The organism is Streptomyces sp. NPDC058284, assembly GCF_042881135.1.
GTDB lineage: Bacteria > Actinomycetota > Actinomycetes > Streptomycetales > Streptomycetaceae > Streptomyces.
The window spans coordinates 94,068-117,905 of sequence record NZ_JBHVYE010000018.1; the positions used below are offsets into that span (position 1 = coordinate 94,068).

20 protein-coding genes are annotated in these 23,838 nt (G+C 71.3%); 15 read left to right on the forward strand and 5 right to left on the reverse strand.

Translation table 11 applies throughout. The features are described from left to right. Positions 1-6 precede the first annotated feature (6 nt). Positions 7-1,698 carry a phenylacetic acid degradation protein PaaN gene (gene paaN, locus ACFVYR_RS24430; protein WP_384252362.1) on the reverse strand — a complete coding sequence of 564 codons (1,692 nt, stop codon included), beginning with the start codon at positions 1,696-1,698 and terminating at the stop codon, positions 7-9. 196 nt (positions 1,699-1,894) lie between these two features. Here paaN and ACFVYR_RS24435 point away from each other — a divergent pair, with 196 nt between their 5' ends. Both ACFVYR_RS24435 and ACFVYR_RS24440 read left to right on the forward strand, forming a co-directional pair. Further along, on the forward strand, positions 1,895-3,406 hold the full coding sequence (locus ACFVYR_RS24435; RefSeq protein ID WP_384252360.1) for a 3-hydroxyacyl-CoA dehydrogenase: 1,512 nt from the start codon (positions 1,895-1,897) through the stop codon (positions 3,404-3,406). Next, a complete protein-coding gene (locus tag ACFVYR_RS24440) occupies positions 3,403-3,996 on the forward strand; it encodes a TetR/AcrR family transcriptional regulator (protein ID WP_384252358.1) in 594 nt (197 codons plus the stop codon). The genes ACFVYR_RS24435 and ACFVYR_RS24440 overlap by 4 nt, the downstream gene beginning before the upstream one ends. A 36-nt stretch (positions 3,997-4,032) precedes the next feature. Here the strand turns inward: ACFVYR_RS24440 and ACFVYR_RS24445 are convergent, their stop codons facing one another. Further along, entirely contained in the window at positions 4,033-4,617 is a 585-nt protein-coding gene (locus ACFVYR_RS24445) for an Lrp/AsnC family transcriptional regulator (protein WP_384252355.1), read from the reverse strand. A gap of 188 nt (positions 4,618-4,805) precedes the next feature. On the opposite strand from ACFVYR_RS24445, the gene pdhA (ACFVYR_RS24450) reads away from it, so the two are divergent. The 9 genes from pdhA (ACFVYR_RS24450) (at position 4,806) to ACFVYR_RS24490 (ending at position 14,804) form a co-directional block, all read left to right on the forward strand. Then, positions 4,806-5,951, forward strand: coding sequence for a pyruvate dehydrogenase (acetyl-transferring) E1 component subunit alpha (pdhA, locus tag ACFVYR_RS24450; protein WP_384252352.1), 1,146 nt, complete (start codon positions 4,806-4,808; stop codon positions 5,949-5,951). After that, positions 5,948-6,964 carry an alpha-ketoacid dehydrogenase subunit beta gene (locus ACFVYR_RS24455; RefSeq protein WP_384252350.1) on the forward strand — a complete coding sequence of 339 codons (1,017 nt, stop codon included), beginning with the start codon at positions 5,948-5,950 and terminating at the stop codon, positions 6,962-6,964. Before pdhA (ACFVYR_RS24450) ends, ACFVYR_RS24455 begins: the two co-directional genes overlap by 4 nt. A gap of 1 nt (position 6,965) precedes the next feature. After that, a complete protein-coding gene (locus ACFVYR_RS24460; RefSeq protein WP_384252347.1) occupies positions 6,966-8,414 on the forward strand; it encodes a dihydrolipoamide acetyltransferase family protein in 1,449 nt (482 codons plus the stop codon). Positions 8,415-8,506: 92 nt separating this feature from the next. After that, positions 8,507-9,580 (forward strand): NTP transferase domain-containing protein, encoded by a 1,074-nt coding sequence (locus ACFVYR_RS24465; protein ID WP_384252344.1) that lies wholly within the window; start codon positions 8,507-8,509, stop codon positions 9,578-9,580. Next, the gene (locus ACFVYR_RS24470; RefSeq protein WP_384252341.1) at positions 9,577-11,145 is read left to right on the forward strand and encodes a molybdopterin molybdotransferase MoeA; all 1,569 of its coding nucleotides are present in this window, start codon (positions 9,577-9,579) and stop codon (positions 11,143-11,145) included. The genes ACFVYR_RS24465 and ACFVYR_RS24470 overlap by 4 nt, the downstream gene beginning before the upstream one ends. Further along, positions 11,142-12,239, forward strand: coding sequence for a potassium channel family protein (locus ACFVYR_RS24475; RefSeq protein ID WP_384252338.1), 1,098 nt, complete (start codon positions 11,142-11,144; stop codon positions 12,237-12,239). Before ACFVYR_RS24470 ends, ACFVYR_RS24475 begins: the two co-directional genes overlap by 4 nt. 227 nt (positions 12,240-12,466) lie before the next feature. Next, on the forward strand, positions 12,467-13,444 hold the full coding sequence (locus tag ACFVYR_RS24480; protein WP_384252335.1) for an NAD(P)H-quinone oxidoreductase: 978 nt from the start codon (positions 12,467-12,469) through the stop codon (positions 13,442-13,444). A gap of 320 nt (positions 13,445-13,764) precedes the next feature. Next, positions 13,765-14,193 (forward strand): hypothetical protein, encoded by a 429-nt coding sequence (locus ACFVYR_RS24485; protein WP_384252332.1) that lies wholly within the window; start codon positions 13,765-13,767, stop codon positions 14,191-14,193. Positions 14,194-14,258: 65 nt separating this feature from the next. Continuing rightward, positions 14,259-14,804, forward strand: a complete 546-nt coding sequence (locus tag ACFVYR_RS24490; protein ID WP_384252331.1) for a bacterial proteasome activator family protein — start codon at positions 14,259-14,261, stop codon at positions 14,802-14,804. Between the two features lie 89 nt (positions 14,805-14,893). Here the strand turns inward: ACFVYR_RS24490 and ACFVYR_RS24495 are convergent, their stop codons facing one another. Then, positions 14,894-16,561: a protein kinase gene (locus tag ACFVYR_RS24495; protein ID WP_384252328.1), complete on the reverse strand. Its 1,668-nt coding sequence runs from the start codon at positions 16,559-16,561 to the stop codon at positions 14,894-14,896. A gap of 308 nt (positions 16,562-16,869) precedes the next feature. Here ACFVYR_RS24495 and ACFVYR_RS24500 point away from each other — a divergent pair, with 308 nt between their 5' ends. After that, positions 16,870-18,444 (forward strand): protein kinase, encoded by a 1,575-nt coding sequence (locus ACFVYR_RS24500; protein ID WP_384252326.1) that lies wholly within the window; start codon positions 16,870-16,872, stop codon positions 18,442-18,444. A 111-nt stretch (positions 18,445-18,555) separates the two neighbouring features. Here ACFVYR_RS24500 and ACFVYR_RS24505 read toward each other — a convergent pair whose 3' ends face one another. Continuing rightward, the gene (locus tag ACFVYR_RS24505; RefSeq protein WP_384252323.1) at positions 18,556-18,993 is read right to left on the reverse strand and encodes a pyridoxamine 5'-phosphate oxidase family protein; all 438 of its coding nucleotides are present in this window, start codon (positions 18,991-18,993) and stop codon (positions 18,556-18,558) included. 74 nt (positions 18,994-19,067) lie between these two features. Continuing rightward, a complete protein-coding gene (locus ACFVYR_RS24510) occupies positions 19,068-19,727 on the reverse strand; it encodes a response regulator (RefSeq protein WP_384252320.1) in 660 nt (219 codons plus the stop codon). A 382-nt stretch (positions 19,728-20,109) separates the two neighbouring features. Here ACFVYR_RS24510 and pdhA (ACFVYR_RS24515) point away from each other — a divergent pair, with 382 nt between their 5' ends. From pdhA (ACFVYR_RS24515) to ACFVYR_RS24525, 3 genes are read left to right on the forward strand one after another with little or no spacing between them, the layout of a single operon-like run. Beyond that, the gene (pdhA, locus tag ACFVYR_RS24515) at positions 20,110-21,300 is read left to right on the forward strand and encodes a pyruvate dehydrogenase (acetyl-transferring) E1 component subunit alpha (protein ID WP_384252317.1); all 1,191 of its coding nucleotides are present in this window, start codon (positions 20,110-20,112) and stop codon (positions 21,298-21,300) included. A gap of 2 nt (positions 21,301-21,302) precedes the next feature. After that, positions 21,303-22,283 carry an alpha-ketoacid dehydrogenase subunit beta gene (locus ACFVYR_RS24520; RefSeq protein WP_384252314.1) on the forward strand — a complete coding sequence of 327 codons (981 nt, stop codon included), beginning with the start codon at positions 21,303-21,305 and terminating at the stop codon, positions 22,281-22,283. A 19-nt stretch (positions 22,284-22,302) separates the two neighbouring features. Next, positions 22,303-23,769: a dihydrolipoamide acetyltransferase family protein gene (locus ACFVYR_RS24525; protein ID WP_384252562.1), complete on the forward strand. Its 1,467-nt coding sequence runs from the start codon at positions 22,303-22,305 to the stop codon at positions 23,767-23,769. Positions 23,770-23,838 lie beyond the last annotated feature (69 nt).

A 23,838-nucleotide genomic window follows, 5' to 3' on the forward strand; every position in this document is an offset into this window, starting at 1 on the left:
TCGCCGTCACGCGTCCTTGCGGATCTCCACCACGCGGAAGCGGTTGGCGACGAAAGCGCCGTCGCACAGGGCGGCGTTCGCCGCGGGGTTCCCACCGGAGCCGTGGAAGTCCGAGAACGCCGCCGTCTGGTTCACATAGACACCGCCCGTGAGGTTCAGGGACAGCTGGGCGCACTCTTCGAGGCAGGTCTCCTCCACGGCGGCGGAGAGCTCCTGCGACGTCGTGTACGCCCCGACGGTCATCGCTCCCTTGTCGCGCACCGTGCGGCGCAGCAGCTCCACGGCGTCCGCCGCCGAATCGACGGCGACCGCGAAGGAGACCGGGCCGAAGCACTCGCTGAGATAGGCAGCCTCGGCGTCCGGCTTGGCGCCGTCCAGCTTGACGATCACCGGGGTGCGGACCACGGCGTCCGGGAAGTCGGGGTTGGTGATCTCCCGCGAGGGGAGCGCGACTTCACCGAGGCCGGCCGCCGCTTCCAGGCGGGCCTTGACGTCCGGGTTGACCAGGGCGCCGAGGACGCCGTTCGCCCGGGCGTCGTCGCCGAGCAGGCCGTTGACCGAGGCCGCGAGGTCGGACACCACCTCGTCGTACGACTTGGCGCCCGCGTCCGTCTGGATGCCGTCGCGCGGGATCAGGAGGTTCTGCGGGGTGGTGCACATCTGGCCGCTGTACAGCGACAGGGAGAAGGCGAGGTTGGCCAGCATTCCCTTGTAGTTGTCCGTCGACTCGACGACGACGGTGTTGACCCCGGCCTTCTCCGTGTAGACCTGCGCCTGACGGGCGTTGGCCTCCAGCCAGTCGCCGAACGACGTCGATCCGGTGTAGTCGATGATCTTGATCTCGGGGCGCAGGGCGACGGTCTTGGCGATGCCCTCTCCGGGCCGCTCGGCGGCCAGGCACACGAGGTTCGGGTCGAAGCCCGCGTCGGTGAGGACCTCGCGGGCGATCCGGACCGTCAGCGCCAGCGGCAGGACAGCGCGCGGGTGGGGCTTGACCACGACGGGGTTGCCGGTCGCGAGCGAGGCGAACAGGCCCGGATAGCCGTTCCACGTCGGGAAGGTGTTGCAGCCGATCAGGAGTGAGATGCCGCGCGCGACGGGCGTGAAGCGCTTGTTCAGCGCGAGCGGGTCGCGCTTGCCCTGGGGCTTGCTCCACTCGGCGGTGTCGGGGGTGCGGGTCTGCTCGGCGAACGCGTACGCGACCGCTTCCATGCCGCGGTCCTGGGCGTGCGGGCCGCCCGCCTGGAAGGCCATCATGAACGCCTGGCCGCTGGTGTGCATGACCGCGTGCGCGAACTCGTGCGTGCGGGCGCTGATCCGCGCCAGGATCTCCAGACACACCGCCGCGCGCACTTCCGGGCCCGCGTCACGCCACGCGCGCATGCCGGCGCGCATCGCGGGGAGCAGGGTGTCGATGTCCGGGTGGGGATAGGTGATCCCCAACTCGGGTCCATACGGCGAGACTTCGCCGCCGACCCAGTCGTCCGTGCCGGGCTGGTCGAGGTCGAAGCGGGTGCCCTGGAGGGCGTCGAAGGCGGCCTTGCCCTCGGGCAGGCTCAGGCTGCCGTCCTCGCCGTACGCCTTGGGGTGTTCGGGGTGGGGGGACCAGTACGCGCGCGAGCGGATGGTCTCCAGCGCCTGGTCGAGGGTGGGCCGGTGCTTGGCGATCAACTGGTGCGCGGTGAGTTCGGCGGCCATGACGGGACCAACTCCTCCTCGTGGGCTCTTCATCGAGCCAGCGAGCTGGGCGGGGACGGGGGGCAGGAACGCTCTGACAGAGCTAGAGTAACCGAACGATCGGTCGGGACAAGGGGGTCCGCCGAACCTGTGGACAACTTCTTCGCGGCCACCCCCGAACCCCGCGGCCGCCGGGCCGTACGGGAGGATCGCGAGCATGACAGCACTCGAGCTCAGCAGCGCCGTTGCCGTGGTCGGTACCGGAACCATGGGGCAGGGCATCGCCCAGGTCGCCCTGGTCGCGGGCCACCCCGTGCGGCTGTACGACGCCGTGCCCGACCGCGCGCAGGCGGCGGCCGAGGCGATCGGTGCCCGCTTGGACCGGCTCGTCACGAAGGGCCGCCTCGCCGCCGAGGACCGTGCCGCGGCCGGCGCCCGGCTCCTTCCGGCCGAAAGCCTCGCGGAGCTCGCGGACTGCGGCCTCGTCATAGAGGCGGTCCTGGAACAACTGGACGTCAAGCAGCGGCTGTTCCAGGAGCTCGAAGAGATCGTCCCCGAGGACTGTCTGCTCGCCACCAACACCTCGTCCCTCTCCGTGACCGCCGTCGCGGGCCCGCTGCGCCACCCGGGCCGCTTCGTCGGCCTGCACTTCTTCAACCCGGCGCCCCTGCTCCCCCTCGTCGAGGTGGTCAGCGGCTTCGCGACGGACCAGGACGCGGCCACGCGCGCGTACGACACCGCGAAAGCCTGGGGCAAGACGCCGGTGCGCTGCGCGGACACCCCCGGCTTCATCGTGAACCGCATCGCACGCCCCTTCTACGCCGAGGCCCTGCGCCTGTACGAGGAGCGGGTCGCAGACCCCGCCACGATCGACGCCGTGCTGCGCGAGTGCGGCGGCTTCAAGATGGGCCCCTTCGAGCTCACCGACCTCATCGGCCAGGACGTGAACGAGGCCGTCACGCGCTCCGTCTGGGAATCCTTCTTCCAGGACCCCAAGTTCACGCCCTCGCTGGCCCAGCGCCGCCTCGTCGAGTCGTGCCGCCTCGGCCGGAAGTCGGGGCAGGGCTGGTACGCGTACGGGGAGGACGCCCGGCGCGCGCAGCCGCACACCGCGCCGGCCGAGAAGGCCCCGGCGTCCGTCGCCGTCCACGGCGACCTCTTCCCGGCCGGCGCGCTGTCCGACTTGATGGGCGAGGCCGGTATTCGGGTCGGCCGCGGCGAAGGGATCCCCGACTGCCCCGGTTTCATCGAGCTGCCCAGCGGCGCCCGGCTCGCCCTGGCCGACGGCACGGCCGCCGACGCCGCGGCGGAGCCCACCATCCACTTCGACCTCGCCCTGGACTACCGCGCTGCGACCAGGATCGCGCTCGCCCCGTCGAGCAGGGTGAGTGAACAGGCGCTGAAGGAGGCGGTCGGCCTCTTCCAGGCGCTCGGCAAGAAGGTCAGCGTCATCGGGCACACTCCCGGGATGATCGTGGCCCGCACCGTCTGGATGCTCGTCGACTTCGCCCTCGACGCCGTGGGGCGCGAGGTCGCCGCCGCGGATGACATCGACACCGCCATGCGGCTCGGCGTCAACTACCCCGTCGGACCGCTCGAATGGGGCCGTCGGCTGACCGCGTACCGGGTGGCCGAAGCACTCGACGCCCTGCACGACGAGTACCCCACCGGGCGTTACGCGCCCTCCCAGGCACTGCGGCGCCAGGCCGTGCGAGAGGAGTACTCATGACCACCGCCCGCCGGGACACGTACACCCCGGAGACGCTGCTCAGCGTGGCCGTCCGGGTCTTCAACGAGCGCGGCTACGACGGCACGTCCATGGAGCACCTCTCCAAGGCGGCCGGCATCTCCAAGTCCTCGATCTACCACCACGTGGCGGGCAAGGAGGAACTGCTGCGCCGCGCGGTGAGCCGGGCGCTCGACGGCCTCTTCGCGATCCTCACCGAGGAGCACGCGCGCGTGGGCAGTGCGGTGGCGCGCCTCGAGTATGTGACGCGCCGCACGGTGGAGGTGCTGGTCGCCGAGCTGCCCTACGTGACGCTGCTGCTGCGGGTGCGCGGCAACACGGACACCGAACGGTGGGCCATGGAGCGGCGCAGGGAGTTCGACCAGCAGGTGGCCGAACTGCTCAAGCAGGCCGCCGCCGACGGCGACCTGCGCTCCGACGGCGATCTGCGGCTGGCCACCCGCCTCCTCTTCGGGATGATCAACTCCATCGTGGAGTGGTACCGGCCGGAGAGCCGGGGCGCCGCCAACGGTGAGCAGATCGCTGACGCGGTCGTGCAGCTGGCCTTCGCCGGGCTGCGCACCGACCGCTGAGGCCTGCCCGGCGCCCGCTTCCGGGCTCCTGCGGGGTCAGCCCTCCGGCTCCATGTCGTCCTCCTCGAAGACCAGCAACGTACGCGTACTGAGGACTTCGGGGATGGACTGCAGCCGGGTCAGCACCAGCTCCCGCAGGGCGCGGTTGTCCGGCGTGTGCACCAGGAGCAGTACGTCGAAGTCACCGCTGACCAGCGCGATGTGGGTCGCACCGGGCAGTGCGCGCAGATGCTCGCGGACCGTACGCCAGGTGTTCTGCACGATCTTGAGCGTGATGTACGCGGACGCGCCCTGCCCGGCGCGCTCGTGGTTGATCCGCGCCCCGAAGCCCCGGATGACGCCGTCGTCGATGAGGCGGTTGATGCGGGCGTAGGCGTTGGCGCGCGACACGTGGACGCGCTCGGCCACGGAACGTATCGACGCGCGACCGTCCGTATGCAGGATCTGCAGGATGTCGTGGTCGATGGCGTCCAGGGGCCGGGGTTCCGGGGGACGGGAGTCCGGAGCGCGGACTTCCGGAGAGCGGGGCTCCGCAAAGCGGGGCTCGGGAACGTCGTCCTCCGGTTCGCCGGGCCCGGTGCGGTCGCCGTCCTGCCCCTCGGCCATTCGTTCAGAAGCCATGTCCCCCCGCCTCCCTACCATGGACGTACTGCATCCATCCCAGGCTGTGGAGAACCGTTTGTCCACAGCCTGAAGGTGCCTGTAGCCAAAATGTGCCGACGACCGAACAATCGGTAGGTGAGGCGCCTCACATCGGCGTGCCTCTTCCCACTCCCATGTGGAGACCGCTTCCCACAGGAGGTGCCGTCATGACGGTCATGGAGCGGCGGGGCGCCTACCGGCCCACCCCGCCCCCCACTTGGCAGCCCAGGACCGACCCCGCGCCGCTGCTTCCCGACGCGGAGCCGTACCGCGTCCTCGGCACCGCGGCCGCGGAGAAGGCCGACCCGGGTCTGCTGCGCCGTCTGTACGCGGAGCTGGTGCGCGGTCGCCGCTACAACACGCAGGCGACGGCTCTGACGAAGCAGGGCAGGCTGGCGGTCTACCCGTCGAGCACCGGGCAGGAGGCGTGCGAGATCGCCGCCGCGCTCGCCCTGCGGGAGCGGGACTGGCTCTTCCCCAGCTACCGCGACACCCTCGCCGTGGTCGCCCGCGGACTCGACCCCATGAGCGCGCTGACCCTGCTGCGCGGCGACTGGCACACCGGGTACGACCCGCGCGAGCACCGCATAGCGCCCCTGAGCACCCCCCTCGCGACCCAGCTGCCGCACGCCGTGGGCCTCGCGCACGCCGCCCGGCTCAAGGGCGACGACGTCGTCGCGCTCGCCATGGTCGGCGACGGCGGCACCAGCGAGGGCGACTTCCACGAGGCGCTGAACTTCGCGGCGGTGTGGCAGGCCCCGGTGGTCTTCCTCGTACAGAACAACGGCTTCGCCATCTCCGTGCCGCTCGCCAAGCAGACCGCCGCCCCGTCCCTGGCCCACAAGGCCGTGGGGTACGGCATGCCGGGGCGCCTGGTGGACGGCAACGACGCGGTGGCGATGCACGAGGTGCTGGGCGAAGCGGTCTCCCGCGCGCGGGAGGGCGGCGGACCGACGCTCGTCGAGGCCGTCACGTACCGCATGGAAGCCCATACGAACGCCGACGACGCCACGCGCTACCGCCGGGACACCGATGTCGACGCCTGGCGCGACCACGACCCGATCCTGCTCCTGGAGCGGGAGCTGACGGAGCGCGGACTCCTGGACGACGCGACGAAGCGACAAGCGGCCGACGACGCGGAGGCCATGGCGGCCGACCTGCGCGAGCGCATGAACCAGGACCCCGTGCTCGACCCCATGGATCTCTTCACGCACGTGTACGCCGAGCAGACCACGCAACTGCGGGAGCAGGCGGACCAGTTGCGTGCCGAGCTGGAAGCGGCCGGCGAAGAGGCCGGGGAGGAGACGCGATGACCACGGTCGCGGCGAAACCGGTCACCAAACCGGCCACCATGGCGCAGGCGCTCGGCCGCGCGCTGCGGGACTCCATGGCCGAGGACCCTGCCGTGCACGTCCTGGGAGAGGACGTCGGGGCGCTCGGCGGGGTCTTCCGGATCACCGACGGGCTCGCCGCCGAATTCGGCGAGGACCGCTGCACGGACACCCCCCTGGCCGAGGCGGGCATCCTCGGGTCGGCGGTCGGCATGGCGATGTACGGTCTGCGGCCCGTCGTCGAGATGCAGTTCGACGCATTCGCCTACCCCGCCTTCGAGCAGCTGATCTCGCACGTCGCCCGGATGCGGAACCGCACCCGGGGCGCGATGCCGCTGCCCATCACCGTCCGCGTGCCCTACGGCGGCGGCATCGGCGGCGTCGAGCACCACAGCGACTCCTCCGAGGCGTACTACATGGCGACGCCGGGGCTCCATGTCGTCACGCCCGCCACGGTCGCCGACGCCTACGGGCTGCTGCGCGCCTCCATCGCCTCCGACGACCCGGTCGTCTTCCTGGAGCCGAAGCGCCTGTACTGGTCGAAGGCCGACTGGAATCCGGACGCCCCGCAGAGCGTCGAGCCGATAGGCCGCGCTGTGGTCAGGCGCCCCGGACGCAGCGCCACGCTCATCACGTACGGCCCGTCCGTGCCCGTCTGCCTGGAGGCCGCCGAGGCCGCGCGGGCCGAGGGATGGGACCTCGAAGTGGTCGATCTGCGCTCGCTGGTGCCCTTCGACGACGAGACGGTCGCCGCCTCCGTGCGGCGGACGGGCCGGGCGGTCGTCGTGCACGAGTCGGGCGGCTTCGGCGGGCCGGGCGGCGAGATCGCCGCGCGGGTCACCGAGCGGTGCTTCCACCACCTGGAGGCGCCGGTGCTGAGGGTCGCGGGCTTCGACATCCCGTATCCGCCGCCGATGCTGGAGAAGCACCACCTTCCGGGCGTCGACCGGATCCTGGACGCGGTCGCGCGGCTGCAGTGGGAGGCGGAGAGCTGAGATGGCCCCTGCTTTTGATGTGAACAGCCTGGAATTCAAGCTGCCGGACCTCGGGGAAGGGCTGACGGAGGCGGAGGTCGTCCGCTGGCTCGTCGAGGTCGGCGACGTCGTGGCAGTGGACCAGCCGGTCGTCGAGGTCGAGACGGCCAAGGCGATGGTCGAGGTGCCGTGTCCCTACGGGGGCGTGGTGACGGCACGCTTCGGCGAGGAGGGCACGGAACTGCCGGTGGGGGCGCCGCTGTTGACGGTCGCCGTGAGTGCCCCGGAAGGGGCGGGCGCCGAGGTGGGCCCCATCGGGTCGAGGGCCCCCGAGGAGCCCGCGGAGCGGGCCCTGCAGACGGCCGCGGAGGAGTCCTCCGGGAACGTCCTCGTGGGGTACGGCACGGCGGCGGCCCCGGCACGCCGCCGAAGGGTGCGGCCCGCGCGCCCTGTGCCGCAGGAGACCGCGCCGCTGCCCGCGGCACAGGAACCGGTCGCGTCCCCCGCACGCGGGGACGGCCCCATACCGGTCATCTCCCCTCTCGTACGCAGGCTGGCCCGCGAGAACGGCGTGGATCTGCGCGCCCTCGCGGGCTCAGGACCGGACGGGCTCATCACGCGCGCGGACGTCGACGCGGCCCTCAGCGCGAGCCGGGCGGGCGGCACGCCGGCCGAGGCGGGCGCCGGAGCGGGGGCTCAGGCGGGGCGGGCCGAGGCGCGTCACCAGGTGGCGGCGGGGCAGGAGTCACGGAGCGCCGGTGCCGAGTCCCGGCACGCGCTGACCGGCATCCGGGGCCTGGTCGCGGACAAGATGGCCCGCAGCCGGCGCGAGATACCGGAAGCCACCTGCTGGGTCGATGCCGACGCGACCGAGCTCCTCGCGGCCCGCAAGGCCATGAACGCCGCGACCACGGAGCGGGACGGCACCGGCGCCCCCAAGGTGTCGCTGCTCGCGTTGCTCGCCCGCATCAGCGTGGCCGCGCTGACCCGCTTCCCGATGCTCAACTCCTCCGTGGACATGGAAGCGCGCGAGGTGCGGCAGTTCTCCGACATCCACCTCGGCTTCGCCGCGCAGACCGACCGGGGCCTGGTCGTTCCGGTGGTGCGGCAGGCCCAGACCCGTACGACCGACTCGATCAACGCGGAGCTGATCCGGCTCACGGAGTCGGCGCGGGCGGGGACGCTCACGCCGGGGGAACTCACCGGCGGGACCTTCACCCTCAACAACTACGGGGTGTTCGGAGTCGACGGTTCCACGCCGATCATCAACCACCCCGAGGCGGCCATGCTCGGCGTGGGCCGCATCATCCCCAAGCCGTGGGTGCACCAGGGGGAATTGGCGGTGCGACACGTGGTGCAGTTGTCGCTCACCTTCGACCACCGGGTGTGCGACGGCGGTACCGCGGGCGGCTTCCTGCGCTACGTGGCGGACTGCGTCGAACAGCCGGCGGTGCTGCTGCGGTCGGTGTGAGGAGCAGGGGCGTACGCGAGTGACGCACGTCCCTTGCCGGTAAGGCCCCGTACAGGGGTGGCAATGATCCTTGGTACGCCCATACTCAGTGGGTGACCACGAACGAGGGCGGCTCGCGCGAGCCCGCCGCGCCGCCGTACGACGCCGTCGTACTCGCCGGCGGCGGCGCTCGGCGGCTCGGCGGCGCGGACAAGCCGGGGGTGCGGGTCGGCGGCCGGACGCTGCTCGACCGGGTCCTCGCGGCCTGCTCCGGCGCGGGGACCACTGTCGTGGTGGCCGAGCCGAGGCCGACCGCGTCCCCCGTGGTGTGGGCGCGCGAGGAGCCCGCGGGCGGTGGGCCGCTGGCCGCGCTCGACGCGGGGCTCCGCCACACGGCCGCGGAGCGGGTGGTGGTGCTCTCGGCCGACCTGCCGTTCCTGGGCGGGCAGACCGTACGCCGCCTGCTCGCCGCCCTGCGCGGGAGCGGCGTGGACGGGGCGGTCCTCACCGATCCCGGCGGCCGGGACCAGCCGCTCGTCGCTGCCTACCGGCGGGACGCGCTGTGCCGGGAGATCGCCGCGCTCGCCGCCGGCGGGCTCGCCGGGATGCCGTTGCGGGTGCTCACCGCGCGGCTCGACCTCGCGAGGGTCGCCGACCCCGTCGCGGCATTCGACTGCGACACCTGGGACGACATCGCCACCGCCCGAGCCCGTATCAGGGAGCATGGCAACGTGTTGGATGAATGGATCTCCGCAGTCAAGGACGAGCTGGGCATCGACCTCGATGTCGACACCGGCGCCCTCCTCGACCTCGCCCGCGACGCCGCGCACGGCGTGGCCAGGCCCGCCGCACCGCTGACCACGTTCCTCGTCGGATACGCGGCGGCGCAGGCCGCCGCGCAGGCCGACGCGCGGGGCGGAACGGCCGACGGCACCGGGGCGGTGGCCGAGGCGACACGCAAGGCGGCGGCACTTGCCGCCCGGTGGGCGGACGAGGATCAACAGGACGAGGTGCCGGTGGCGGCGCCTGAGCCGGATCCGGGGCGAAGTGAGGAGCCGGGTGCCGCGTCGGAGCAGGGCCTCGCACAGGGTGAGAGGTCGGAGAAGTCGGACGCCGCGCCCGGACACGGGCTTGCGCGGGGCGAGAAGCCCGGTGCCGTGCCCGGCTCACGGCCGGACGCCGGATGACCGGGCAACCCGCGTCGGACGCCGAGCTCGACGAGGCGATCGCTCTGGTGAACGGAGACCGTGACAGCCGTGAGGCCGTGCCCCGGCCGGCACCGGTGACCGACCCGGCCGCCCGGCCCGCCGCCACGCCCGCGTCCTCACCCGGGTCCTCACCCTCAGCCGCGTCCTCGGCCACCTCGCCGTCCGCGTCGTCGTCCGCCCCCAAGCCCGCCTCCCAGGGCCCCGCCGCAGTCGGCCCCGCAGCCACCGGCGCCGAGCCGGCGGACGGCAAGCACCGGGACATCACGCCCTGGCCCGCCGCCCGCGCCCGAGCGGAGCGGGCCGCTCCGCCGCCGAAGGCCGAGCCCGCCCCGGCCCCCCTCGACCGGGCCCTCGGCCTGATCCTCGCCGCGCCGCTCACCGCCCTCACCGATCTGCCGTCCTTCGACACCTCGGCGATGGACGGCTGGGCCGTCGCGGGACCCGGCCCCTGGGACGTACGCGCCGACAAGGTCCTCGCAGGACACGGCCGCCCGGACGCGCTCCGCGACGGGGAGGCGGTGCGCATCGCGACCGGCGCGCGCATCCCTCAGGACGCCACCGCCGTGCTGCGCAGCGAGCACGGTGCCATCGACGACAAGGGCAGGCTGCACGCGTGGCGCGAGGTGGTCACCGGCCAGGACATCCGCCCGCGCGGCCAGGAGTGCCGCTCCGGCGACCACCTCCTGCCCGCAGGATCCCTGGTGACCCCCGCCGTGCTCGGGCTGGCCGCGGCCGCCGGGTACGACACGTTGCCGGTGGTCCGCAGGCCCCGCGCCGAAGTCCTCGTCCTGGGCGACGAGTTGCTGGCCGAGGGGCTCCCCGGCGAAGGCCTCATCCGGGACGCGCTCGGCCCGATGCTGCCGCCCTGGCTGCACGCGCTGGGCGCCGACGTGACCGCCGTCCGGCGCCTCGGGGACGACGCCGAGGCCCTCCGCGAGGCCGTCACCACGTCCACCGCCGACCTGATCGTCACGACGGGCGGCACCGCGTCCGGTCCCGTCGACCACGTCCACCCCACCCTCGCGCTGATCGGCGCCGAACTGCTCGTGGACGGCGTCGCCGTGCGCCCCGGCCACCCCATGCTGCTGGCCCGCATCCGCCCCGGACAGCACCTCGTCGGCCTGCCCGGCAATCCGCTCGCCGCCGTCTCCGGTCTCCTGACGCTGGCCGAACCCCTGCTGCGTACGCTCTCCGGGCGCGCGTCCGGCTGCGGCGGGCCCTCCACGTACACCGCTCCCCTGCGCGACGCAGTACAGGGCCACCCGCACGACACCCGCCTCGTCCCCGTCACCCTGCGCGCCGACCGGGCCGTGCCGTTGCGCTTCAATGGCCCGGCGATGCTGCGCGGCATCGCGGCGGCCGACGGGCTCGCGGTCGTGCCGCCGGGCGGGGCGCGGGAGGGGCAGGAAGTGGAGATCCTCGACCTGCCGTGGGCGGTGCCGGACGTGGGGACGGGGGCGGGCCCGTACGGTGGTCCGGGCCCGGTCGGCGGAGCCGGGGCGGACGGCGCTGAGGGCGCTGACGGCGAGGAGCGTTTCACGTGAAACTTCCCGGGCATGACGCGATCGCGCGTCACCCCGAAGAGCAGCACACAACGCACCGGATCGCGCTGCCCCGGCGTAAGGTCGAACGTCCGTTGCGCCAGGTCACCCGCCGTCTGGCGATGGCGTTGCTGGTCCTCGCCCTGACGACGTTCATCGTCTGGATCGACCGCAGCGGCTACCACGACAACTCGGACAGCCGCGTCGACTTCCTCGACTCCGCCTACTACGCGACGGTCACGCTCTCCACCACCGGCTACGGCGACATCGTCCCGTACAGCGACAGCGCCCGGCTCACCAACATCCTCATGGTCACGCCGCTGCGCGTGCTCTTCCTGATCATTCTGGTCGGCACCACTCTCGAAGTGCTCACGGAACGGACGCGCGAGGAGTGGCGTCTGTCCCGCTGGAGGTCCAACTTGCGTGAACACACCGTCGTCGTCGGATTCGGCACCAAGGGCCGTTCCGCGATCCAGACCGTCTGCGCCACCGGTCTGAAGCCGGAGCAGATCGTCGTCGTCGATCCGAGCGCGAAAGTCATCGACGCCGCCACGGCCGAGGGTTTCGCGGGCGTCATCGGCGACGCGACGCGCAGCGATGTGCTGCTCCGCGCCGAGGTGCAGCGGGCGCGGCAGATCATCATCGCGACGCAACGAGACGACACGGCGGTCCTTGTCGCCCTCACCGCACGGCAGTTGAACCGTGGGGCGAAGATCGTGGCGGCGGTGCGCGAGGAGGAGAACGCGCCGTTGCTCCGCCAGTCCGGCGCCGACGCGGTCATCACCAGCGCCAGCGCGGCGGGCCGTCTGCTCGGTCTCTCCGTGCTCAGCCCGAGTGCGGGCATGGTGATGGAGGACCTGATCCAACAGGGCAGCGGGCTCGATCTCGTCGAACGGCCGGTGATAAAGGCCGAGGTGGGGCTCGGGGTACGGGAGACGGACGACCTGGTCGTGAGTGTCGTACGCGGGCATCGGGTGCTCGGGTACGACGATCCGGCGGTCGGGAAGCTGCAGTTGACGGACCGGCTGATCACGATCGTCCGGGCCTCGCCGGGGACGGCTGTCGCACCCGATGTGAAGCCGTTGCGGCCCAGCTGAGGCGGCCCAGCTGAGGCGGCCCGGCTGAGGCGGCCCAACTGAGGTGGGTCCCCGGTGCGGGTGAGCAGCGGGGAGCGGCGAGCGCGGTACGGGGTTCGGGGAGCGGGGAGCGGGGAGCGGGCTGTGCGCGGTTGGGCCGGGGGCCCGTGGTGTCGGGCGGGGGCGGTGCGGCGTATCGGGTGGGTGGTAACCGGTGCGAATCCCGTGACGCGAGTAGCCTCGCCAGCATGTATGCGATCACGATCCCCGAACCCGGCGGCCCTGAAGCGCTCGTATGGGCCGAGGTCCCCGATCCCGTGCCCGGCGAGGGCGAGGTGCTCGTCGATGTGGTGGCCAGCGCCGTGAACCGCGCCGACCTGCTGCAACGGCAGGGCTTCTACAACCCGCCGCCCGGTGCCTCCGCCTACCCCGGCCTGGAGTGCGCCGGACGGATCTCCGCACTCGGCCCCGGCGTCTCCGGCTGGGCGGTCGGGGACGAGGTGTGCGCGCTGCTCTCCGGTGGCGGTTACGCGGAGCAGGTCGTCGTGCCGGCCGGTCAGCTGCTGCCCGTGCCCGACGGCGTCGACCTCGTCACGGCGGCCGCGCTGCCCGAGGTGACCTCGACCGTGTGGTCCAACGTCTTCATGATTTCCCACCTGCGGCCCGGCGAGACGCTGCTGGCGCACGGTGGGTCGAGCGGCATCGGCACCATGGCGATCCAGCTGGCCAAGGCGGTCGGCGCGAAGGTCGCCGTCACGGCGGGCAGCGAGGAGAAGCTGGCGTTCTGCCGTGAGCTGGGGGCGGACATCCTCATCAACTACCGCGAGCAGGACTTCGTCGAGGAGATCGAGCGGGCCACGGACGGGGCCGGTGCGGACGTCATCCTCGACAACATGGGGGCGAAGTACCTGGACCGGAACGTGCGGGCCCTCGCGGTCAACGGGCGGCTCGCGATCATCGGTATGCAGGGCGGGGCGAAGGGTGAGCTGAACATCGGCGCGCTGCTCAACAAGCGGGCGGCTGTCACGGCTACGTCGCTGCGGGGGCGGCCGGGGGCGGAGAAGGCGGCGATCGTCGCGGCTGTCCGGGAGCATGTGTGGCCGTTGATCGGTGGGGGGCATGTGCGGCCGATTGTGGATCGGACTGTGGGGATGCGGGATGCGGGGGTGGCGCATCGGGTGCTTGAGGAGAGTGGGCATATTGGGAAGGTGGTTTTGACCCGGTAGCGGGGGCGCGGGCTGGGGTAGCGGGGGTGGGGTGCGGGTGGCTGTGCTTTTGCGCAGTTCCCCGCGCCCCTTGTTTGTGGGTGGGTGTTTCGATTTTGGGTGCGGGGCTGGTGGGGGCTTGTTGCGCAGTTCCCCGCGCCCCTGGGGTGGCTGGGGGCTCGTTTTTGGGTGCCGGTTCGGCGGGGGCTTGGCGCGCAGTTTCTCGTGCCCCTGGGGCCTCGTGGCGGTTCCGGATGCCGGGGTTGTGGCGCTGTGTGACGATTGAGCATGGTGTGTGAGCGGGTTTGATCTTGTTACCCGGTGGCGGGAGGGTCGGCGCGATGGATGGGTTGTGGGTGGGGCGGCGCCTGGTTCTGGCCCTGGTCCTGGTCGTGGGGGTGCTGCTCGCCGTACTCGGTACGGTCGGGTCCGGGCTCGTGGCGTACGCGGCCGACGGACGGCCACCCGGGCGGACCGTGACCACCGTCGACGAGACCTCTCGTGCGGGGAGCCGTGCCGGGGAGGGGCGTGAGCGGCCGGGGCAGGCGCGGCCGGGCGTTCCCGACCTGTCGCCGTTGCCCTTCGCCCCGCCTCCTCGGCAACCGGAGCCGGTCTCGGTCGAGCGGCATCAGGACACCCAGGCCGTTCCCCCGGAGCGCCCGCCCGCCGGCCCCGTCCTGCCCAACCTGCACGTCCTGCCCCTCGGCGGCGGCCTGCTCCTCATCGGCCTCGGTCTCGGCTTCCTCGGTTGGCGGTTGCGCCGGGGCTGAGGGTGGATCAGCCGGGAATGGGGGCACTACCGACGTGTGATGTACCGGTGCGCGAGAATGGCGGCATGGAGATGCCGAGGAACGAACGGTCGCCGGAGAGCCCCCATGTCCTGGTCGTGGGCCAGGACGGAATGGCTCTCGGTGGCGGCGGAGACGACGAATCCCGCGAGGTTCCGGTGACGGAGATGGTCGAACAGCCGGCCAAGGTCATGCGCATCGGCAGCATGATCAAGCAGCTGCTCGAGGAGGTGCGGGCGGCTCCTCTCGACGAGGCGAGCCGGGTGCGCCTCAAGGAGATCCACGCCAGCTCCGTCAAGGAGCTCGAGGACGGCCTCGCCCCCGAGCTCGTCGAGGAGCTGGAGCGGCTCTCCCTTCCCTTCACGGACGAGTCGACGCCCAGCGACGCGGAACTGCGCATCGCGCAGGCCCAGTTGGTTGGCTGGCTCGAAGGGCTCTTCCACGGGATCCAGACGACGCTGTTCGCGCAGCAGATGGCGGCGCGGGCCCAGCTGGAGTCGATGCGGCGGGCGCTGCCGCCCGGCGTGGGCGGCGGCGACGATGACGACGAGACCGGCGGCATCGCAGGACGCTCCGGAGGTCCCTACCTCTAGGAGGGGCGGATACGGCTATGCCGAGGGGCTCGGTACGCATCGCGCGTACCGAGCCCCTCGGCGTAGCAGCAGGAAGAGGACCGCTCCCGCTAGGAAGGGTTGCCCGTGGAGATGTCGAACTGAAGATCCAGCGTCTTCGGGTCGACCTCCGTGCCTTCCTTCGGGTTCTGCCGCATCACGGTGTCCTCGCCGTACGCGTTCTCGTTGATCTTGCGCTTGTCGTAGCTCCAGCCGGCCGCCTGGAGGCAGGACAGGACCGAGCGCCAGTCCTTGAAGGTGAAGTCAGGGACCTTGATCTTGTTCTCGTCGTTGTAACCCTCTTCAGGGTCGGTGCACTCGTCGGTCTCCATCGTCATGTTGCGGTCGGGCCCCTTGTGCCCGGCGACCGGCTGCTTCGACTTGTCGCCGCCGGCCTCCTTGCCGCCGTCGCCGTCGTCGCTGTTGAGCGACAGGGCGGTGATCAGGCCGCCGATGGCGAGCAGGGCGACGACGATCGAGCCGACGATCACCGGCATGTTCCGACGCTTGCCGCCGTCGGTGCCGCCCGCCCCGACCGAGGCGGACGTCGCCGGCTGCGGCGAGAGGTTGTACGGCGGCGGGGTCTGCGCGCCCTGCTGCGGCGCGTACGCGTTGACGGGCGGCGGCGTCTGGTAGCCGCTCTGCTGCGGGTAGCCGTAGCCGGGAGTGGGGGCAGGGGCCGGGGTGGACGGGCCGTACGGACCCGGCTGGTACGGGGTCTGCACCTGGCCGCTCTGCGGCAGCGACGTGTCGACCGGCGGGAAGACCGCCGAGCCCACGCCCGCGCCGCTCGAGGTCTGCGCGCCCGGCACGATGCTGGGGGCCGCGGCCTGGAGGGACTGGGCGACGCGCAGGCATTCGTCACGCATGGCGTCGGCGGTCGGGAAACGCTCGTTCGGGTTCTTCTTGAGCGCGCGGGCGACGATCGCGTCCACCGCGGGCGGCAGGGAGCGGTTGATCGAGGAGGGAGCGACCGGCTCCTCCTGGACGTGCGCGTACGCGATGGCGAGCGGCGAGTCCGCCTCGAAGGGCAGGCGCCCGGTGACCAGCTGGAAGAGCATGATGCCGACGGAGTAGAGGTCCGAGCGCGCGTCGACACCGCGGCCGAGGGCCTGCTCCGGGGAGAGGTACTGCGGGGTGCCGACGACCATGCCGGTCTGGGTCATGGAGGTGACGCCGGACTGCATGGCGCGGGCGATGCCGAAGTCCATGACCTTGACGACGTTGCGCTTGGTCATCATGACGTTGCCCGGCTTGATGTCGCGGTGGACCAGGCCCATCTCGTGGCTGATCTCCAGGGCCGCGAGCACATCGGCGGTGATCTTCAGCGCCTGGTCGGTCGGCATCGCGCCGAACTGGGCGACGGACGCGTCGAGCACGGAGCCGAGCGGCTTGCCCTCGACGTACTCCATGACGATGTACGGCATCGGAGCGCCGTCGCCCGCGGCGGAGTCGCCGTCGGACAGTGTGTCCTCGCCGGTGTCGAAGACCGACACGATGTTCGTGTGCGTGAGCTTCGCCACCGACTGGGCCTCGCGGCGGAAGCGTTCGCGGAAGGACTGTTCGCGGCCGAGCTCGGTGTGCAGTGTCTTGATGGCGACCTGGCGGTCGAGCACGGTGTCATAGGCGAGGTGCACCGACGCCATGCCGCCCTCGCCGAGCAGATCACGCAGTTGATAGCGGCCACCGGCCAGCGAACGCCCCGCATACCGCCCTTGTGCGCCGTCCTGGCTGCTCATCTCGTGCGTCCCCCATCGGCGCGGTTGCCGGACGGCTCCGCGGCTGGTGATCGATTTACCGCTTATTCCAGGCCAAGTCTGCCCGAGGACGATGACGCGTCAAGCTCGGTGCCCGTTCCGTGACCGTACGCGCAAGAAGCGTCTCGGAAGCGTTACAAGTTTGCGCGTGGCACCCGGTGAAGGCTTTGATGTGCGGTCCACCTCGAACCGGCGGGTGGCCCGAAGGCTGTAGCGTGGCCCGTCGGAGTACCCCGTACCGCGACGTACTCAGCACCAAGTACCACGACCAGAAACGACGGCGAGGACTGATGGCACAGACGCAGCGCGCTCAGGGCCCGTCCGACCCCGAGGCGACTGGCGGCGGTATGTCAGACGCGCCCGAATTGTGGGGTAACGGCGGGCTGGTCGGCGACGGCCGCTACCGGCTGACCCACAGACTCGGCCGGGGCGGCATGGCCGAGGTGTTCGCAGCCGAGGACGTACGTCTCGGCCGCACCGTCGCCGTCAAGCTGCTCCGGTCCGACCTCGCGGAGGACCCGGTCTCCAAGGCCCGTTTCACGCGCGAGGCGCAGTCCGTCGCGGGCCTCAACCACCATGCTGTGGTCGCGGTGTACGACTCCGGTGAAGACGTCGTCGGGCCGAGCGTGGTCCCGTACATCGTCATGGAGATCGTCGAGGGCCGGACGATCCGCGATCTGCTGCTCAACGCGGAGGCGCCGGGTCCGGAGCAGGCCCTGATCATCGTCTCGGGCGTACTCGAGGCCCTGGCCTATTCGCACCAGCACGGCATCGTGCACCGCGACATCAAGCCCGCGAACGTGATCATCACCAACACCGGCGCGGTGAAGGTGATGGACTTCGGCATCGCGCGCGCCCTGCACGGCGCGCAGTCGACGATGACGCAGACCGGCATGGTCATGGGCACGCCCCAGTACCTCTCGCCCGAGCAGGCGCTCGGCAAGGCCGTCGACCATCGCTCCGACCTGTACGCGACCGGCTGTCTGCTCTACGAACTGCTCGCGCTGCGGCCCCCGTTCACCGGTGAGACGCCGCTCTCCGTCGTCTACCAGCACGTCCAGGACCAGGCGGTGCCGCCCTCCGAGGTGTCGGACGCGGCCCCGCCGGAACTGGACGGGCTCGTCATGCGTTCCCTCGCCAAGGACCCGGACGACCGGTTCCAGACGGCGGAGGAGATGCGCGGCCTCGTCCAGTACGGGCTGCAGATGCTGCACGAGCAGGGCAGCCACACGGGCACCTGGAACACCGGTCCCGTCGCGCTGCACGAGGGTGGCGGCACCTCGGCCCTGGGCGTCGCCGGCACGACCGCGATGGCGCACCCGGACTCGGGGACCGCGCAGATCCCGAGCCCCATGCTGCGTCAGCACGGGGGCGACGACGGAGGCTTCGACGGCGGGCCCCAGGGCGGCAAGTCCGGCCGCGGCCGGATGTGGATCATCGCCGTGCTCGCGATCATCGCCATCGCGGTGGGTGTCGCGTTCGCACTGAGCGCGGCCGACAAGAAGGACCACAAGGACCCGACGAAGTCGCCCACGCCGAAGCACTCGCAGTCCAAGGAACCGACCAAGAGCACGGACGACGAGACGACGGACGACGAGACGGACCCGGGTACGGACACCGGCGGCGCGACGGACTACGACCCGCCGCAGAACCAGACGTCCAAGCCGAACTACCCGACGAACAACCCGACCCGGCCGACGAACGACCCGACGACGCCGACCACGGACCCGACCACGGATCCCACCACCGACCCGACCACGCCCACCCAGGACCCGCCGGACCCCACGAGCGACCCGACGGACCCGGGCGAGGGCAACGGCGGCGCGGGTGACGGCGGTGCCGGTGACGGTGAGAACGGGCTCTGAGGCGTGAAGCTCTGAGGCGTGCATGAGAAAGGCCCCCGCTGCGGCGGGGGCCTTTCTGTCTTCGCTTCTGTATACCGCATACCGGATACCGCAATACCGCATCCTCAGCGGTTAGTGCATGTACTGCAGCAGAAGGTCGTGGCCGGTCCGGTCCTCGCCCGCCCGCAGGGTGTGCACCGTGCTGAACTGCGGCTGAATGCGCAGGTAGACCGGGTCGAACAGGTCGCCGTCCACGAAGCGGGGGCCTGGCCCGAAGAGCGCGAGCTCCGCGGTGCTCGGCTCCACCGCCTCGCAGAGGCCGACGCACTGGACGGTCCACCGGACGTCGCGCACGCTCGTGACATTGAGGTTGTCCGCGCCGTACGCGACGACGCTGCCGACGCACGCCTGGTGGTAGCCGTACCCCTTGTGCATGCGCAGCAGGATCGCGCCGTCCACGACGATGTGCCGGGACGCCGCGAGGAAGGGCAGCGCGCGCATGCTGGTCGCCACCCGGCCGTAGTCGGTGCGGCTGAGCAGTTCGAAGGCGAGCTGGTCGTCGGTGGGCATACCACCCACCCTGGTTCATCGGCGGGGTGTCCGAAAAGGGGATCCCGCCCCCATCAACCAGGGACGTAAGTCCCTCAGTGCCTCTCCGCCTGCATGCGGGCCACGTACGCCGCCGCCTGCGAGCGCCGCTCCATGCCCAGCTTGGACAGCAGGCTGGAGACGTAGTTCTTGATCGTCTTCTCGGCGAGGTGCAGCCGCTCGCCGATCACGCGGTTGGTCAGGCCCTCGCCGATCAGGTCGAGGATCTTCCGCTCCTGCTCGGTGAGGCCGGCCAGGCGGTCGTCACCCTTGGCGGTGTTGCCGTCGCGCAGCCGCTCCAGGACGCGGGCCGTGGCGACGGGGTCGAGCAGGGACTTGCCCGCGGCGACGTCCCGCACGGCGGTGAGCAGCTCATTGCCGCGGATGGCCTTGAGGACATAACCGGAGGCACCGGCCATGATCGCGTCGAAGAGGGCCTCGTCGTCGGCGAACGAGGTGAGCATCAGGCACTTGATGTCCTCGTTCTGCGAGCGGATCTCGCGGCACACCTCGACGCCGCTGCCGTCCGGCAGGCGTACGTCGAGCACGGCCACGTCCGGCCGGGTCGCGGGGATCCTGACCAGGGCGTCCGCCGCGGTTCCTGCCTCGCCGACGACCTCGATGTCGGCCTCCACGGACAGCAGCTCATGGACCCCCCGCCGGACCACTTCATGATCGTCGAGGAGAAATACCGTAATTTTTCCGTCTTCGCGCACGGGCCCAGTCTCACACACGATCTCTTTCCGTGCCCGGGCGGAACCCTTCCCGTCGCCGGGGTACCCGGGATAACGTGCCGGTGTTCCGGCCCCCTGCCAGGCTGTGATCAGTGCTGTGACCAGGAAGTGTTCCCGATTTTCTCGGTTTACTCGGAAATCCAAGCAGTCAGATACTTGGTAATCCAAGCAAATTCGCAGGTCAGATGGGGTTTCACAGAAATGGGAAGCACTGGGTAACGTGCTTTGTGCAGGGCGCTTGCCGGGGCACCTGTCACGCCTGTTTCCCGGCTGAGTCGCACCCACCCCGTGCGCGGGCACGGACCAGGCGAGCCGCACTGGCCAACCCGGTAACCCTGGGAGCCGGACCGACGGAGGAGCACACGTGACCGTGGAGAGCACCGCCGCGCGCAAACCGCGCCGTAGCAGTACGGGCGGCGGCAAGCGCGCGAGCGCCAAGAAGGCCGCGCCGCAGAAGAGCACGGAGCCCGAGCTCGTACAGCTGCTGACCCCCGAGGGCCAGCGGGTCGAGAACGCGGTGTACGACTCGTACGTCGCCGACATCACCGCCGAGGAGCTGCGCGGCCTGTACCGCGACATGGTCCTCACCCGGCGATTCGACGCCGAGGCCACCGCCCTGCAGCGCCAGGGCGAGCTGGGCCTGTGGGCCTCGCTGCTCGGCCAGGAGGCCGCCCAGATCGGCTCGGGCCGGGCCACCCGGGACGACGACTACGTGTTCCCCACGTACCGCGAGCACGGCGTGGCCTGGTGCCGCGGCGTGGACCCGACCAACCTGCTCGGCATGTTCCGCGGCGTGAACAACGGCGGCTGGGACCCGAACAGCAACAACTTCCACCTCTACACGATCGTCATCGGCTCGCAGACGCTGCACGCCACCGGCTACGCCATGGGCGTCGCCAAGGACGGTGCCGACTCGGCCGTGATCGCGTACTTCGGGGACGGCGCCTCCAGCCAGGGCGACGTGGCCGAGGCGTTCACGTTCTCCGCGGTCTACAACTCCCCGGTCGTGTTCTTCTGCCAGAACAACCAGTGGGCGATCTCCGAGCCCACCGAGAAGCAGACCCGGGTGCCGCTCTACCAGCGCGCGCAGGGCTTCGGCTTCCCCGGTGTGCGGGTCGACGGCAACGACGTGCTCGCCGTGCTCGCCGTCACGAAGTGGGCCCTGGAGCGGGCCCGTACGGGCGAGGGCCCGGCGCTGATCGAGGCGTTCACCTACCGCATGGGCGCGCACACCACCTCCGACGACCCGACCAAGTACCGCAGGGACGAGGAGCGGGAGGCCTGGGAGGCCAAGGACCCGATTCTGCGGCTGCGGGCCTACCTGGAGTCCGAAGGTCACGCGGATGAGGGATTTTTCGCGGAACTCGACGACGAGAGCGAAGCGTTGGGCAAGCGAGTGCGAGAGGTGGTGCGGGCGATGCCGGATCCGGATCTGATGGCGATCTTCGAGAATGTCTACGCGGACGGGCACGCGCTCGTGGACGAGGAGCGCGCCCAGTTCGCCGCCTACCAGGCGTCGTTCGCGGACGCGCCCGCGGGCGGGGAGGGCAAGTAACCATGGCTGTCCAGAAGCTTCCCATCGCCAAGGCGATCAACGAATCGCTGCGCACGGCGCTGGAGAACGACCCCAAGGTCCTCATCATGGGCGAGGACGTCGGCAAGCTCGGCGGCGTCTTCCGCGTGACGGACGGGCTCCAGAAGGACTTCGGCGAAGAGCGGATCATCGACACCCCGCTCGCCGAGTCCGGCATCGTCGGCACGGCCATCGGCCTCGCCCTGCGGGGCTACCGCCCGGTGGTGGAGATCCAGTTCGACGGCTTCGTCTTCCCCGCGTACGACCAGATCGTCACGCAGCTCGCGAAGATGCACGCCCGCGCGCTCGGCAAGGTCAAGATGCCGGTCGTCATCCGCATTCCGTACGGCGGCGGCATCGGCGCCGTCGAGCACCACAGCGAGTCCCCCGAGACGCTGTTCGCGCACGTCCCGGGATTGAAGGTGGTCTCGCCCTCCAACTCGGCGGACGCCTACTGGATGATGCAGCAGGCCATCCAGAGCGACGACCCGGTGATCTTCTTCGAGCCGAAGCGGCGGTACTGGGACAAGGGCGAGGTCGACAAGGACGCGATCCCCGGCCCCCTGCACAAGGCCGTCGTCGCCCGCGAGGGCAGCGACCTCACCCTCGTCGCGTACGGCCCGATGGTGAAGGTCTGCCTGGAGGCGGCCGCGGCGGCCGAGGAGGAGGGCAAGTCCCTGGAGGTCCTCGACCTGCGCTCGATGTCGCCGATCGACTTCGACTCGGTGCAGGCCTCGGTGGAGAAGACGCGCAGGCTCGTCGTCGTCCACGAGGCGCCGGTCTTCCTGGGCACGGGCGCGGAGATCGCGGCCCGCATCACCGAGCGGTGCTTCTACCACCTGGAGGCGCCCGTGCTGCGGGTCGGCGGCTATCACGCGCCGTACCCGCCGGCGCGCCTGGAAGAGGAGTACCTGCCGGGCCTCGACCGAGTGCTCGACACCGTCGACCGCTCGCTGGCGTACTGAGGGAAAGGGCGTGACGACGATGACTGACACCGCTCTTGCCGAGTTCAAGATGCCCGACGTGGGCGAGGGACTCACCGAGGCCGAGATCCTCAAGTGGTACGTACAGCCCGGTGACGAGGTCACCGACGGCCAGGTCGTGTGCGAGGTCGAGACGGCCAAGGCCGCGGTCGAGCTCCCCATCCCGTTCAACGGTGTCGTACGGGAGCTGCGCTTCCCCGAGGGCACCACGGTCGACGTCGGCCAGGTGATCATCGCGGTCGACGTGTCGGGCGGGGCGGGGCCTGTGGCGGCGCCCGAACCGGTGACGGCTCAGGGCGGGACGGTCGAGCCCGCGGCTGCCGCCGAGGCCGAGCCCGCCGGACGTCAGCCGGTGCTCGTGGGTTACGGGGTGTCCGAGGCCTCGACGAAGCGGCGGGCCCGCAAAACCACCGGCACCGACTCCGGCACGGACTCCGGCACCGCCTCCGGTGGCGCCCCTGTCGCGGCCCCCGAGCCGGTGGCCCCGCAGGAGGTGCGGGTGAACGGGAACGGCGCCCGCCCGCTGGCCAAGCCGCCCGTCCGCAAGCTCGCCAAGGACCTCGGCGTCGACCTGACCGCGGTCGTCCCGTCCGGGCCCGACGGGATCATCACCCGCGAGGACGTGCACGCGGCGGTGGCTCCGGCCGCCGAGCCCGCCTCGGTGCCCGTCTCCGCGCCCGCTCCGCAGGTGACGCGGGCGCCCGCCCCGGAGGCCGGGGCGACGGCCGGCGCTGCCTCCGCCTCCGCTTCCGCGGTGGGCACGGATGCCCGCGAGACCCGTATCCCGGTCAAGGGCGTCCGCAAGGTCACCGCGCAGGCGATGGTCGAATCGGCGTTCACGGCGCCGCACGTCACGGAGTTCGTGACGATCGACGTGACGCGGACGATGAAGCTGGTCGAGGAGCTCAAGCAGGACAAGGCGTTCGAGGGGCTGCGGGTCAATCCGCTGCTGCTCATCTCCAAGGCCCTGCTCGTGGCGATCAAGCGGAACCCCGGCATCAACGCCGCCTGGGACGAGGCGAATCAGGAGATCGTCCAGAAGCACTATGTGAACCTGGGCATCGCCGCGGCCACCCCGCGCGGTCTGATCGTGCCGAACATCAAGGACGCGCACGCCAAGACCCTGCCCGAACTCGCCGAGTCCCTCGGCGCGTTGGTCTCCACGGCCAGGTCGGGCAAGACGTCGCCCGGGGACATGCAGGGCGGCACGGTCACGATCACGAACGTCGGCGTCTTCGGTGTCGACACGGGCACGCCGATCATCAACCCCGGCGAGTCCGCGATCCTCGCGGTCGGCGCGATCAAGCTCCAGCCGTGGGTCCACAAGGGCAAGGTCAAGCCGCGCCAGGTGACGACGCTCGCGCTGTCCTTCGACCACCGCCTGGTGGACGGGGAGCTGGGCTCCAAGGTGCTCGCCGATGTGGCGGCGATCCTGGAGCGGCCGAAGCGGTTGCTGACCTGGGCGTAGCAGTACCCGCAGCGCATGGCGTAGCAGTACCCGCAGCGCATGAAGAAGGGGCCCGCCGCGAAAGTGCGG

Bases quoted from the DNA above. Each gene is read 5' to 3' on its own strand.
- paaN (WP_384252362.1), bottom strand. From the start codon at position 1,698: ATGGCCGCCGAACTCACCGCGCACCAGTTGATCGCCAAGCACCGGCCC.
- ACFVYR_RS24435 (WP_384252360.1), top strand. From the start codon at position 1,895: ATGACAGCACTCGAGCTCAGCAGCGCCGTTGCCGTGGTCGGTACCGGA.
- ACFVYR_RS24440 (WP_384252358.1), top strand. From the start codon at position 3,403: ATGACCACCGCCCGCCGGGACACGTACACCCCGGAGACGCTGCTCAGC.
- ACFVYR_RS24445 (WP_384252355.1), bottom strand. From the start codon at position 4,617: ATGGCTTCTGAACGAATGGCCGAGGGGCAGGACGGCGACCGCACCGGG.
- pdhA (WP_384252352.1), top strand. From the start codon at position 4,806: ATGACGGTCATGGAGCGGCGGGGCGCCTACCGGCCCACCCCGCCCCCC.
- ACFVYR_RS24455 (WP_384252350.1), top strand. From the start codon at position 5,948: ATGACCACGGTCGCGGCGAAACCGGTCACCAAACCGGCCACCATGGCG.
- ACFVYR_RS24460 (WP_384252347.1), top strand. From the start codon at position 6,966: ATGGCCCCTGCTTTTGATGTGAACAGCCTGGAATTCAAGCTGCCGGAC.
- ACFVYR_RS24470 (WP_384252341.1), top strand. From the start codon at position 9,577: ATGACCGGGCAACCCGCGTCGGACGCCGAGCTCGACGAGGCGATCGCT.
- ACFVYR_RS24480 (WP_384252335.1), top strand. From the start codon at position 12,467: ATGTATGCGATCACGATCCCCGAACCCGGCGGCCCTGAAGCGCTCGTA.
- ACFVYR_RS24485 (WP_384252332.1), top strand. From the start codon at position 13,765: ATGGATGGGTTGTGGGTGGGGCGGCGCCTGGTTCTGGCCCTGGTCCTG.
- ACFVYR_RS24490 (WP_384252331.1), top strand. From the start codon at position 14,259: ATGGAGATGCCGAGGAACGAACGGTCGCCGGAGAGCCCCCATGTCCTG.
- ACFVYR_RS24495 (WP_384252328.1), bottom strand. From the start codon at position 16,561: ATGAGCAGCCAGGACGGCGCACAAGGGCGGTATGCGGGGCGTTCGCTG.
- ACFVYR_RS24500 (WP_384252326.1), top strand. From the start codon at position 16,870: ATGGCACAGACGCAGCGCGCTCAGGGCCCGTCCGACCCCGAGGCGACT.
- ACFVYR_RS24505 (WP_384252323.1), bottom strand. From the start codon at position 18,993: ATGCCCACCGACGACCAGCTCGCCTTCGAACTGCTCAGCCGCACCGAC.
- ACFVYR_RS24520 (WP_384252314.1), top strand. From the start codon at position 21,303: ATGGCTGTCCAGAAGCTTCCCATCGCCAAGGCGATCAACGAATCGCTG.
- ACFVYR_RS24525 (WP_384252562.1), top strand. From the start codon at position 22,303: ATGACTGACACCGCTCTTGCCGAGTTCAAGATGCCCGACGTGGGCGAG.